General features: G+C 54.1%; 9 protein-coding genes. 4 read left to right on the plus strand and 5 right to left on the minus strand.

The annotated features are described in order from the left end of the window. Positions 1-109: 109 nt before the first annotated feature. Positions 110-979 (minus strand): LysR family transcriptional regulator, encoded by an 870-nt coding sequence (locus HQN87_RS13060; protein WP_173133437.1) that lies wholly within the window; start codon positions 977-979, stop codon positions 110-112. A gap of 161 nt (positions 980-1,140) precedes the next feature. Here HQN87_RS13060 and HQN87_RS13065 point away from each other — a divergent pair, with 161 nt between their 5' ends. Then, the gene (locus HQN87_RS13065) at positions 1,141-2,880 is read left to right on the plus strand and encodes an ABC transporter ATP-binding protein (RefSeq protein WP_173133440.1); all 1,740 of its coding nucleotides are present in this window, start codon (positions 1,141-1,143) and stop codon (positions 2,878-2,880) included. Beyond that, positions 2,877-4,616: an ABC transporter ATP-binding protein gene (locus tag HQN87_RS13070; RefSeq protein ID WP_173133443.1), complete on the plus strand. Its 1,740-nt coding sequence runs from the start codon at positions 2,877-2,879 to the stop codon at positions 4,614-4,616. The genes HQN87_RS13065 and HQN87_RS13070 overlap by 4 nt, the downstream gene beginning before the upstream one ends. A 716-nt stretch (positions 4,617-5,332) precedes the next feature. Here HQN87_RS13070 and HQN87_RS13075 read toward each other — a convergent pair. Beyond that, the gene (locus HQN87_RS13075; RefSeq protein ID WP_254075475.1) at positions 5,333-6,178 is read right to left on the minus strand and encodes an AraC family transcriptional regulator; all 846 of its coding nucleotides are present in this window, start codon (positions 6,176-6,178) and stop codon (positions 5,333-5,335) included. Positions 6,179-6,385: 207 nt separating this feature from the next. Here HQN87_RS13075 and HQN87_RS13080 point away from each other — a divergent pair, with 207 nt between their 5' ends. Then, positions 6,386-8,464, plus strand: a complete 2,079-nt coding sequence (locus HQN87_RS13080) for a beta-galactosidase (protein WP_173133448.1) — start codon at positions 6,386-6,388, stop codon at positions 8,462-8,464. 978 nt (positions 8,465-9,442) lie between these two features. Here HQN87_RS13080 and HQN87_RS13085 read toward each other — a convergent pair. Continuing rightward, positions 9,443-10,066 (minus strand): NUDIX hydrolase, encoded by a 624-nt coding sequence (locus tag HQN87_RS13085; RefSeq protein ID WP_173133451.1) that lies wholly within the window; start codon positions 10,064-10,066, stop codon positions 9,443-9,445. Between the two features lie 333 nt (positions 10,067-10,399). On the opposite strand from HQN87_RS13085, the gene HQN87_RS13090 reads away from it, so the two are divergent. Beyond that, positions 10,400-10,930, plus strand: a complete 531-nt coding sequence (locus tag HQN87_RS13090; RefSeq protein ID WP_173133454.1) for a DMP19 family protein — start codon at positions 10,400-10,402, stop codon at positions 10,928-10,930. Between the two features lie 159 nt (positions 10,931-11,089). Here HQN87_RS13090 and kduD read toward each other — a convergent pair whose 3' ends face one another. Continuing rightward, complete coding sequence (kduD, locus tag HQN87_RS13095; protein ID WP_173133457.1) at positions 11,090-11,845, minus strand: 2-dehydro-3-deoxy-D-gluconate 5-dehydrogenase KduD; 756 nt, start codon at positions 11,843-11,845, stop codon at positions 11,090-11,092. Between the two features lie 32 nt (positions 11,846-11,877). Beyond that, positions 11,878-12,633, minus strand: a complete 756-nt coding sequence (locus HQN87_RS13100; RefSeq protein WP_173133460.1) for a DeoR/GlpR family DNA-binding transcription regulator — start codon at positions 12,631-12,633, stop codon at positions 11,878-11,880. Positions 12,634-12,663 lie beyond the last annotated feature (30 nt).

The raw sequence follows: 12,663 nt of genomic DNA on the forward strand, positions 1-12,663 counted from the left end.
CTTGACCGGTGCGGGGGTTTTGGCGTGCGGATGAAGCCAAGCTGCGGGCCGTTCATCCTCAGGATGAAGGGAGTCGAAATTGGACATCCTCCAGAAGATAAGCAGGCCATTACAGTGACTTGAAGGTCTCGATGAACTTGGTAGCCATAGAGGACAGATATTTATCCTTCATCCATACGGCTGCCACGCGGGTGCGCAGGGTCTCGCACAGGATCTCTTTATAGATCAGGTTGCTGTGATTGGCCAGCTCAAACGCCGACTTGGGTACAATGCCGATCCCGAGTCCCGCATTAGCCCAGAGCAGCGTGGTCCGCGCATCATCATTCATACAGAAGATCTGTGGCTCAAACCCGTGCTCCAGACAGGTCTCACGGATAAGCTGCTCGAAGCGGCGGTAGAAAATCAGCGGTTTGTCCTGCAGCTCGCCAAGCTGGGCAGCACTCTGGCCCCGGGCCCAGTCATAATCAGCGGTCATCACCGCGATCATCGGCTCTGAATGGAAATACAGGCACTCCAGATTGCTGGAGTTGAACGGGGTGCGGATAATGCCGATCTCGACAATACCTTTGTTCAGCAGATCAATAATCATAAACGTATTGCCTTCATGGATCTCAAAGGTCACACCCGAATAGCTCTTGTGGAACTCCGTGAGCGGGTCATGCAGCAGGGTGGCGCCCGAGGACGAGACTGTGCCGATGGTCAGGCTCCCCTTAAGCCCTTTGGCATAATCACTGATCTCCCTGGCGGTGGAGTCTGTTAATTCCAGAATCTGCTGGGCCCGGTTACGCAGAATAATTCCGGCATCCGTCAGCTGTATGCTGCGCGGCCCGCGCTCCACCAGCTTGACTCCCAACTCTTCCTCCAGCAGCTTAAGCTGCTGGCTGAGGGGAGGCTGGGCCATTTGCAGCTTCCTGGCGGCGGATGTAATTTGTCCTTCCTCGGCAATCGCCAGGAAATATTTCAATTGGCGGATATCCATTTTGCAGCCTCCGGTTCTTAGAGTTGTGACATAGGTTATACGTATGGGATAGATACGAAACCAATATTATTAATATGTAAGCAGGTATGACATAATCATAACGGGTCTTGTGTTATTTTCAAGCGGGATTACATACTACGCTAAGTTAGGTGAGGATTATTGTGCACAAAATAGCTGTTTTCTTGAAACCGTACAAAAAAGAAGTGACAATCGGACCGATCTTCAAGCTGCTGGAGGCCATTCTCGAACTGCTGCTGCCCACGATTGTGGCCTTGATTATCAATAACGGAATTGGCAAGCAGGACAGCGCTTATGTCTACCGGATGGGGTCGCTGATGGTGCTGATGGCTATCCTGGGCTTCGGCTGCTCAATGGTATGCCAATATTATGCGGCGCGGGCCTCGCAGGGCTTCGGGACTTCACTGCGCAATACAATGTTCAAGCATATCTCTTCACTGTCGTATGCCGAGCTGGATATTATCGGTACCCCTTCGCTGATTAACCGGATTACAAATGATGTTAACCAATTGCAGGTGGCAGTAGCCATGCTGATCCGGCTGGTGATCCGTGCGCCGTTCATCTGCATCGGTGCCATCATTATGGCGATGATTCTCGATTTCCGGCTGTCGCTTATCCTGATTGCAGCTACTCCGGTATTCGGAGTCATTCTGTACTTCATCATTACGCGCAGCTCCCCGATGTACCGCAAATATCAGGGGAAGCTGGACCGGCTGGCACTGGTGCTCAGCGAGAATCTGTCGGGAATCCGGGTCATCCGGGCCTTCGCCGAGAGCCGCCGCGAGAAGCAGCGCTTCAATGAAGCCTCTGAGGATCTGACGCAGACAGCCATTCGAGTCGGGCGGATATCCGCCTGGCTGGGACCGATGACTACACTGGTAGTAAATACGGCGATCATTGCTATTCTATGGGTGGGCGGCATTCATATTGAAGCCGGGGGACTATCGCAGGGTGAGATTATTGCATTCATTAACTATGTTACCCAGATCCTGCTGGCACTGATAGTGGTGTCCAATCTGGTGATCCTGTTCACCAAAGCCTCGTCGTCTGCGAACCGCATCAATGAGGTGCTGGCCATGACAGCATCGGTTGCTGAAGTGCCTGCTGATGCACCTGCTGTTAAGCGGGATGACGCGGCACCGGTCATTTCCTTCCGTAATGTCTCTTTCGGTTATAACACCACCGGTGAACGGGCACTGGAGAACATCTCCGTGGATATCCAGCGGGGGCAGACGGTTGGGTTGATCGGCAGCACCGGCTCAGGTAAGACGACCTTCGTGAATCTGATTCCGCGCTTCTATGATGCCGTGGAAGGGGAAATCAGGGTCGAAGGTGTAAATGTACGGGATTACCGGCTGGAGCAGCTGCGCAGCAGAATCGGCATTGTACCGCAGAAGGCAGTGCTGTTCACCGGCACGATTGCCGATAATATCCGCTGGGGGAAAGCATCCGCTACCCGGGACGAGATGATGAGCGCAGCGGCGGTGGCCCAGGCTGAAGAGTTCATCACCAGATTGCCGGAGGGGCTGGATACGCTTGTCGCCCGAGGAGGACATAATCTGTCCGGTGGACAAAAGCAGCGGCTGACCATTGCCCGCGCCGTGGTAGGCCGTCCGCCGATCCTGATTCTGGATGATTCCTCAAGTGCCCTGGATTTCGCCACGGATGCAGCCCTGCGCCGTGCGCTGAACGAGAACAGCGGGGAGATGACCGTTCTGCTTGTGTCCCAGCGGGTGAGCACGGTCAAGCAGGCGGATCAGATTATTGTATTTGATGAAGGGCGGATTGCCGGAATCGGCAGTCATAGGGAATTGCTGGAGAGCTGCGGGGTCTATCAGGAAATCTGCATGTCCCAGCTCTCAAGTGAGGAGGCTGTACAATGAACACTACTATGACCTGGAAACGCCTGTTTGACTATACCCGCCAATATAGAAAAATAACCTTCGGAGCGATCATCTGCGCCATTCTGAGTGTGGTTGCCAGCCTGATCGGACCGCTGTTAATAGGCCGCGCGATTGACCATATGATCGGGCCTGATCAGGTGAACTTCCCGGAGATTCTGCGTCTGCTGCTGATCCTGGGTGCGGTCTATCTGATAGGCAGCTTCTTCGGCTGGCTGCTCACTTACTACACGAACAAACTGGCTTTCCGGACGGTATATGATCTGCGCCGGGAGCTGTTCGACAAGCTGGACGCGCTGCCGCTGAAATTCCATGACAATCATCCTCAGGGCGATAGCATCAGCCGGTTCGTGAACGACATGGATGCCGTCTCTGACGGGCTGCTGCAGGGCTTTTCCACGCTGCTGACCGGGATCGTCACTATTGCCGGAGCCATCGGCCTGATGCTCTATATCAGTCCGGTAATGACGCTGGTGGTGCTGCTCTCTGCACCGGCGACCTTTTTCGTCGCCCGCTTCATTACGATGCGCTCCCAGCAGCTCTTCCGGGAGCAGGCCAAAATTCTCGGCGGCCTGAACGGTTATGTGGAGGAAATTATCGGCGGGCAGAAGGTGGTGCAGGCCTATCATTACGAGGAGCGCTCCTTTGCGGGTTTTGCAGAGCGCAATAATGAGCTGTACGAGACAGGGACGAAATCACAGTTCTATGGCTCGCTCTCTAACCCGACGACCCGCCTTGTTAACAATATCACCTTCTCACTGATTGCGATGATCGGGAGTGTGCTTGTTATCGGAGACCTGTTCTCTGTAGGGGATCTGTCCAGCTTCCTGATCTATTCCAGTCTGTTCGCGAAGCCGTTCAATGAGATCACCGGGGTGATCACGCAGCTGCAGTCCGCAACAGCTTCAGCGCAGCGTATCTTCAGTATTCTGGATCTCCCGCAGGAGGCCCCGGACCAGCCGGATGCCTATGTGATGGAGAACAGCCGGGGAACAATCACCTTCGACAAGGTAAGCTTCGCCTATACACCGGAGCGCCCGCTGATCAAGAATTTCAGCCTGGAGGTGAAGCCGGGTACACGCGTGGCGATCGTCGGCCAGACCGGGGCGGGCAAGACCACGCTGGTTAACCTTCTGATGCGCTTCTATGAGGTAGATAGCGGAACGATCCGGATTGACGGAGTAGATATCACTTCCATCACCCGGGACAGTCTGCGGCGTAATTTCGGGATGGTGCTGCAGGAAACCTGGCTGTACGGAGCCACCATCCGTGAGAATATTGCCTACGGTAAGCCGGATGCAACAGAAGCTGAGGTTATTGCTGCGGCCAAGGCTGCGAATGCGCACAGCTTCATCAAACGGCTGCCCGAGGGGTATAACACCAGAATCAGCACCTCGGGAGACAATCTCTCCCAAGGGCAAAAGCAGCTGCTCACCATTGCCCGCGTCATGCTGGTCGATCCGCCGATGCTCATTCTGGATGAGGCCACCAGCAGTATTGATACGCTGACTGAAGCGCGGATACAGAAGTCTTTTCTGGCGATGATCACCGGGCGGACCAGCTTCGTCATTGCCCACCGGCTGTCAACGATCCGTGAGGCGGACCTCATTCTGTTCATGAAGGATGGAGATATCGTGGAGAGCGGAACACATGACGGGCTGCTGGAGAGCGGAGGCTACTACGCCCGGCTGTATAATAGCCAGTTTGCGGCGGTATAGGCAGGGGGAATGCAGAAAAACAGCTGCGGTCAGGACTTCTTGGGAAGTCTGCCTCAGCTGTTTTTTTGCGCCATACCAGCAGTGCTTAGGAGTTTTGCATAAGAATTAGCGGTGACTTTGTGGGATTCCTGCCTATATGGCAACATCTCCTCACTCGTTCGAACCAAATAGAAAATGTTGCACGAAAAGCAGAATATCCCGGCCTTCAGGCGGCTGAGCAGTACAATTCCTGCATTTCGGGCAACAATCCTCTTGAACACCCTGATATTCAGGGGTCAAGGTTGCAATTAGAACAACAATATTGAACGGACAGGGGAGCCGTCGCGAAATGCGTGCGAAGCCTCCTGCTAGTTTGGTTAGGCAGCGGGAAAGGATAGCGGCACAGGGGGGATATAAATGGCTTGCAGAGCTATGATGGCTTCCGGACTGTCATTCTGTGCTCCTGTGCAGCCGGCTTCTCATCACTCCGGGTGTTACCCCGTGAGCCTTCCGGAAGACCCGGATGAAGTAATATTCCTGCATTTCGGGCAACAATCCTCTTGAACACCCTGATATTCAGGGGTCAAGGTTGCAATTAGAACAACAATATTGAACGGACAGGGGAGCCGTCGCGAAATGCGTGCGAAGCCTCCTGCTAGTTTGGTTAGGCAGCGGGAAAGGATAGCGGCACAGGGGGGATATAAATGGCTTGCAGAGCTATGATGGCTTCCGGACTGTCATTCTGTGCTCCTGTGCAGCCGGCTTCTCATCACTCCGGGTGTTACCCCGTGAGCCTTCCGGAAGACCCGGATGAAGTAATTGGTCTCCATTCCGAGGTTCAGGGCGATATCCTGCACAGGACGCTCGGGGTCCTCGGTCAGCATCTGCATGGCACGCTGGAGCCGCAGATTCTGCAGATACTTATGGGGAGTCATCCCGTATTCCTGCAGGAACAGGCGCTGGAAATGCTGGACGGAATAGCCCACAGCAGCGGCAAGATTGGTGATCAGCAGCGGCTCGGTGAAATGCTCGTTGATCAGGCTGACCGCTTTATTCAGCGCATCGTTGCGTACATTTTGGTTCTCCAGCCGGGTTGCCGCACCAGCGGAGGTCTCACTTCTGCGCAGCATCAGAAGCAGCCGGTATAGAGTGACCGACAGATCCTGCTGCACCGATTGATCCTCCTGGCGTCCTGTGCTGCTGCCGTTCACCGAATGCCAGATCCCGCCGAGCATATCCCAGCACTCCTCGAACCGTTCAGGATGGAACAGGGCGGAGGGCAGCAGGCCGAGTCCTTCCAGGACACCGGCGGCCTGGCTGCCATGGAATCCGATGAACCCTACATGCCACGGCTCATGGGACAACGGATGATATTCATGTCCGCGGTCAGGCGGAAAGGTATAAGCCATGCCCGGCTGCAATACCGTCTCGGTGCCGTCCTCCAGGTCACGGAACCGTCCGCTTCCGCTGCGGATCAGAAATATCTGATGCACCGGGAATCCGGCAGGCCGCACGTGGTGATACTGGATATGACGGCCGACGGAATAAGGATATAGGGGGTAAGCGCTCAGGTTGCGCGGCATTTCTATTAGGGAGAAGGGGAGCATGTGAACACCTCATATTCATTTTGTGCTATGCAAACGCTATTATTATCCTACCATTGATCTCAGATTATCCTATATTATAAATAGTATAAACGGTTGTAAGTCCAAGGGACAGAGCAAGCGGAGAAATTGTATCCGTTAAAAGTCCCATTCTAACATAACGTACAGACGAGAGGATGTAATTAGATGAGCAGCAAAGTTCCTGCAATCAGCAGCAAGGCTCCTGTGATGCTTCACGGTGCCGACTATAATCCCGAGCAATGGTTGAAATATCCTGAGGTGCTGCAGGAGGATATCCGCCTGATGAAGCTGGCAGGCTGCAATGTAATGTCAGTGGGGATCTTCTCCTGGGTTTCGCTGGAGCCTGAAGAAGGGGTATTTACCTTTGAATGGATGGACCAGCTGCTGGCCCGTTTTGCCGACAACGGAATTTACGCTTTCCTGGCTACGCCAAGCGGATCACGTCCGGCATGGATGTCCGAGAAGTACCCTGAAGTGCTGCGGGTTGAACGGAACCGGGTGCGCAATCTGCACGGCGTCCGTCATAATCACTGCTTCACTTCTCCGGTCTACCGTGACAAAACAGCGCTGATCAACTCCAAGCTGGCTGAGCGTTATGCGCATCACCCGGCGGTTATCGGCTGGCACATTTCCAATGAATTCGGCGGCGAATGCCACTGTGATTACTGTCAGAATGCTTTCAGAGATTGGCTCAAGGTGAAGTATAAGGGAAGTCTGGATGAGCTGAACCACGCCTGGTGGGCCACCTTCTGGAGCCATACGTATACCTCGTGGGAACAGATTGAATCCCCTGCTCCGCACGGAGAGACACAGGTTCATGGTCTCAATCTGGACTGGCGCCGGTTCGTAAGTGATCAGACCATCAACTTCTGCCAGCATGAGATCGACGCCGTGCGCAGCTTCAATCCTGAACTGCCGGTGACGACCAACATGCATATGATCGACGGTGTGGACTACCGCAATATGGCCAAGATTCTGGATGTAGTCTCCTGGGATGCTTACCCGGACTGGGGTTACACCGAGGACGATGATGATTCCCGTCTGGCCGCATGGACAGCGATGCACCACGATATGTACCGCAGCTTCAAAAACAAACCGTTCCTGCTGATGGAAAGCACACCGTCTCTCACGAACTGGCAGATTGTCAGCAAGCTGAAGCGCCCGGGGATGCACAAGCTGTCTTCGCTTCAGGCAGTAGCACATGGATCTGACTCTGTGCAGTACTTCCAGTGGCGTAAAAGCCGCGGTTCCAGCGAGAAATTCCACGGCGCCGTAGTCGACCACAGCGGACATTCGGAGACCCGTGTATTCAGAGATGTGGCGGAGGTTGGCCGCACACTGGCCGGGCTGGAGGATGTAGTGGGCACAACGACACCTGCCGAGACGGCGATCCTGTTCGACTGGGACAACCGCTGGGCGGTCAAGGATGCGCAGGGCATCCGCAACTCGGGCCTCAAATATGAAGAAACCGTGCTTCAGCATTACCGGGGACTGTGGGAGCTGGGGATTCCGGTAGATGTGGTGGGTTCAGGCGATGATCTGTCCGGCTACAAGCTGGTGATTGCTCCAATGCTGTACCTGATCAGCGAAGAGAACGGGAAGCGGATCGAGAAATACGTGGAGCAGGGCGGCACCTTCCTCGCTACGTATTGGTCGGGAGTCGTGGGCGAGACCGATCTGTGTCACCTGGGCGGCTTCCCTGGACCGCTGCGCAGAACACTGGGTATTTGGGCCGAAGAGACAGAGGGGCTGCACAGCCGTGATCTGAATGGCCTTGTAATGGACCCTGGCAACAACTTGAAGCTGGCCGGTGAATACGATGCGCATGAGATCGCCGAGCTGATCCATCTGGAAGGCGCTGAAGCGCTTGGGCATTACCGCAGTGACTTCTACGCCGGCCGTCCGGCATTGACAGTGAACAAGCTGGGAGCAGGCAAAGCCTATCATCTGGCGACACGTGTGAAGGACCCGCAGTTCTATGTGGATCTGTACGCTGCGATTACCGGAAAAGAGCGGATCAGCCGCACATTGAACACTGAGCTTCCTACAGGAGTAACGGCTCAGCTGCGCAGTGACGGCGAGCATGATTATGTATTCGTGCAGAATTTCAGCGGCAACGAGCAAGTCGTAACGCTGGATGGACAGGCCTATACGGATGTGGAATCCGGCGCTGCGGCTCCAGCTGAGCTGAAGCTGGCAGTGAACGGACTTGCTATCCTGAAGCGCGCGAGCGCGAAGGTCTAAATTGGACTTGAAGTAAATAGTAAGTTGAAAAGGCAGAACCCGCTGAGTGGGATTCTGCCTTTTTCGCATTGTACAGCGAATTATGATATCGCAAGAATCCCACTGGTTCCGCCGGAAGTGAGCGGCATGGGAAAATGACGGGGAAATGAAAGGGATAAATCCCTCTGATTCCGCCGAAGGTGGGCGGCACGAAGAAATGAAAGGGATGAACCCCTCTGATTCCGCCGGAAGTAGGCGGTACGAGGAAATGAAAGGGAAAAATCCCACTGGTTCCGCCAGAAGTAGGCTGCACGAGGAAATGAAAGGGATAAATCCCTCTGATTCCGCCGGAAGTGGGCGGCACGGGAAAATGAAAGGGATAAATCCCTCTGGTTCCGCCAGAAGTGGGCGGCACGGGAAAATGAAAGGGATAAATCCCTCTGGTTCCGCCAGAAGTAGGCGGCACAAGAAAATGAAAGGGACAAATCCCTCTGATTCCGCCAGAAGTGGGCGGTATGGGGAAATGAAAGGGAAAAATCCCTCTGATTCCGCCAGAAGTAGGCGGCACGAAGAAATGAAAGGGACAAATCCTTCTGTTTCAGTAGTGACCCGTAAATGTTCACTGGATGGGGACTGAAGGTGCAAATGAAGAGCAGAAGTGCACCTCATTACGCCGGACGCGAGCCAAATGAGCCAAAAAAGAGCAAAAGTGCACCTCATTACACTGGACCCAAGCCAAATGAGCCAATGAGGAGCAGAAGTGCACCTCATCACGCCGGACGCGAGCCAAATGAGCCAAAGAAGAGCAAAAGTGCACCTCATTACGCCGGACGCGAGCTAAATGAGCCAAAGAAGAGCAAAAGTGCACCTCATTACGCCAGACGCGAGCTAAATGAGCCAATGAAGAGCAGAAGTGCACCTCATTAAGCTGGATGCCGTCAGAAGTAGGCGAATGGAGAATGGTGAGGTCGCCTTAAAAGCTACAGGTTCCGGCCGAATTCAGCCATAAATAGCTTCAATGCCCTCAATTACCCGCACGAAGTAATCCCGCTCATGCGGTACGAGCTGTGAGAAGTCGACTTGCTCGTCTAGCTCGACCTGTTCGCCGCTCCCGGTGACCCGGAAGCCGTTCACATGAAGGCTGCGGCTGGCTCCGGTAATGAAGCTGCGGAAGTCAGCGAAGCGGGCCTGCACGATCCCGGCTACCTCTTCCTGTTGCAGTATGAAATCGCTGAAGCCGTACCTGTTCTCATAGACAAATACATGTGCCCTTTCCCGGTCGATAAATCCGGCGCTGTCCATCTGGTAGGGGATGATCCCAAGCGGCTTCAATTCGGCAAAAGCAAGCGGTATTCCCAGCTCCTCCTGCACCTCACGGACCCCGTCCTCCACAGTCTCATGAGCCATCAGATGCCCGGCAGCCGTAATGTCAAGCAGGCCGGCGTAATCTCTTTTCTGCTGGCTTCGCAGCTGCAGATAAATGCTCAGCTCCCCCTGCTGCCTGCCGACAAACCAGCAGTGAAAGGTCTCGTGCCAGAGGCCGCGGCGGTGCACCTCATCGCGTGATGCAGTCCCCGTGATATTGCCTTGCTCATCAAAAGTAGTTACTATTTCTTCAATCATATAGAAGCTCCTTTGTTCCCGTTGGATTGTTTAACTACGGCATACTATAGAGATTGACGTTATATTTTAAAAAGTTTACCATAAACAATGAATTACAGTAATATCCAGAAGGAAGGCAGATCGGATAGCAGACCGGTATTCTGGCTCCGGGAGAGGCAAACGAAGAAATATTTGCTTATGCTAAATTGACCGGAATTATCTTTGCTCTGCCGGCCTTTACGGCTTTTGAGCTGCTAGAAAATGCGCTGAGGATCAGCCGGTTCACCGTATGGGAGTACGGGGAGGTTGAGCGAGAATCAGCCGACTCCGGTTGTCGGACAAGGAGAGGAATTAATGATACCTGTAACAATGGAACGTGAAATATTCAATTCGCTAGTTGATGAAAGGCTGGGCTGGGCCTGCATGGAACCAACGTTCATGAAGATCCGCGCGAAATCACCGGCGGTGAAGAATGAAGCCATCGCACAGCTGGGGAGAGGGCAAAGGGCTCTCTGCATGTTCCGGATTCTATATGGCCACAGTTCCAAGTCGGCAGAAGAATACTACGCCTGGATCTGCTATCTGCTGGATCAGCCGGGGTATTGGAGCAGTGTGCTGGAGGGACTACAGTTTTTTGGAGATGATAAGCTGGTTAATCTGCTTGAGGAGTCGAAAGAGCTCTTTGAGGCGAGGAATCAGCGGACAGGCGCGGACTGGGGCGAGGCAGCGATAACAGATTTGGAAAAGGATGCAGAGCTGCTTGAGGCGGTTAACAGGCTCTATTCACAGTATAAGGAGCTTACTACGCATAGTCTTCAGATCATAGCCGGGTACATCCGTTCGAATCCCAATGAATTCATCGTGTTCAGTGACGGTCAGGCCTGAGCATACAGCAACCCCCGGATGCCGAAGCATCCGGGGGTTGCTGTGTCTGGCGGCTGCTCTGAACAGCCGCACCTAAGGATGTGAACTTATATCTGTATGCGCCCGGTTTATATATATGGCGCTTACTACCACTTTAGGTGGAACAAGCCGAATTATTGGTTATCTGGCCAACCAGCCGCCGTCCACGTTCAGAATATGGCCGTTCAGATAGTCGGAAGCAGCAGAGGCCAGGAACACAGCAGGGCCCTTCACATCTTCGGCAGTTCCCCAGCGTCCGGCTGGTATACGGTCAAGGATGGAGTCGGAACGGCTCTGATCGGCACGGATCGGCGCGGTATTCTCCGTAGCCATGTATCCCGGGGCAATAGCATTGATGTTCAGGCCGGAACCTGCCCATTCATTCGCGAAGGCTTTGGTCAGACCGGCTACGGCATGTTTACTTGCAGTGTAGCCTGGTACGTTGATGCCGCCCTGGTAAGAGAGCATGGAGCAGATGTTGATGATTTTGCCGTTGCCTCTTGCGAGGAAGTGGCGGCCTGCGATCTGGGACAGCAGGAATACGGTATTCTGGTTGAGATTGATGACGTCGAACCAGTCTTTTTCGCTGTGGTCCTTGGCTGGAGTCCGGCGGATCATGCCCGCGCAGTTCACCAGAATATCTACTTTGCCAGTGAAGGCAACGGCTTCATCGAACATGGCCTGAAGCCCGGAATGTTCGCTCAGGTCAGTGGCGATGCTAAGCGCTTTGACGCCAAAAGCTTCAGCGGCTGCTACGGTCTCATCACTTGCATTAAGCGAGACGCAAACGACATCAGCGCCAGCCTCTGCAAAGGCGATGGCAATGCCTTGTCCAAGACCCTGGGCCGCACCTGTTACGATTGCTGTTTTACCTGCCAAGCTGAATAAAGATGACATATAATTATTCTCTCCTTTGAGCTGCTTTGTAATTAGCCGCACTCGATGGTGACGCCGGCCTGGCGGAACAGCTCTGCGGTCTCCCGGGCAAGCCCGCTGTCCGTCAGCAGCACGTCCACTTCCTGCAGGGAAGCGAAGGTACGGAGTGCAGTCTGTCCGAATTTGTGATGATCGCAGGCGGCGAACACCTGACGGGCGGTGGATACCAGCGCCTGTTTGAAATCAATTAAATCTCCGGTATAGATGGAGAGTCCATGCTCGATATGAACGGCTGTGGCCGAGAGAAAAGCTTTTTGAATATTAAGCTTCTGCACATAGGAGACAGCTTCGGGACCGGCCAGCATATTGCGGACACGGTAACCGCCGGGAACGACCAGACGTATGTTGTCTTTGGGAACCAGCTCGCTGATGATATATACATCATTGGTAATCACCGTAAGGGGCATATTGTCCAGCCGCCGGGCAATCTCAAGCGTGGTGCTGCCGCCGTCCAGTGCAATGATGTCATCCGGAGCGATATGTGCCAGCGCGCGGAGTGCAATCTCCGTTTTCTCCTCGGAATATTTATCCAGCGGGTTACGCATTGGCAGAATTCCGAACTGATCGCTCTGTGCCAGCACAGCACCGCCGTGTACACGCATGATCAGCCCTTGCTCCTCCAGCTTGCTTAAGTCCTCGCGGATCGTTTTGCCGGTGACCTGGAGCTTGTCGCTCAGTTCGTTCACTGTTACATCCTTCTGGTTCAGCATAACTTCCATAATCATCTCGTGCCGCCGTATCGGGTTCATCCGCCTGCCTCATCTTTCCGTAGTTGATTT

It is taken from the genome of Paenibacillus tritici (assembly GCF_013204885.1).
Lineage (GTDB): Bacteria > Bacillota > Bacilli > Paenibacillales > Paenibacillaceae > Paenibacillus_AQ > Paenibacillus_AQ tritici.

Excerpts from the sequence above, each read along its gene's own strand:
- HQN87_RS13060 (WP_173133437.1), bottom strand. The coding sequence starts at position 979 with ATGGATATCCGCCAATTGAAATATTTCCTGGCGATTGCCGAGGAAGGA.
- HQN87_RS13070 (WP_173133443.1), top strand. The coding sequence starts at position 2,877 with ATGAACACTACTATGACCTGGAAACGCCTGTTTGACTATACCCGCCAA.
- HQN87_RS13075 (WP_254075475.1), bottom strand. The coding sequence starts at position 6,178 with ATGCCGCGCAACCTGAGCGCTTACCCCCTATATCCTTATTCCGTCGGC.
- HQN87_RS13080 (WP_173133448.1), top strand. The coding sequence starts at position 6,386 with ATGAGCAGCAAAGTTCCTGCAATCAGCAGCAAGGCTCCTGTGATGCTT.
- HQN87_RS13085 (WP_173133451.1), bottom strand. The coding sequence starts at position 10,066 with ATGATTGAAGAAATAGTAACTACTTTTGATGAGCAAGGCAATATCACG.
- HQN87_RS13090 (WP_173133454.1), top strand. The coding sequence starts at position 10,400 with ATGATACCTGTAACAATGGAACGTGAAATATTCAATTCGCTAGTTGAT.
- kduD (WP_173133457.1), bottom strand. The coding sequence starts at position 11,845 with ATGTCATCTTTATTCAGCTTGGCAGGTAAAACAGCAATCGTAACAGGT.
- HQN87_RS13100 (WP_173133460.1), bottom strand. The coding sequence starts at position 12,633 with ATGAACCCGATACGGCGGCACGAGATGATTATGGAAGTTATGCTGAAC.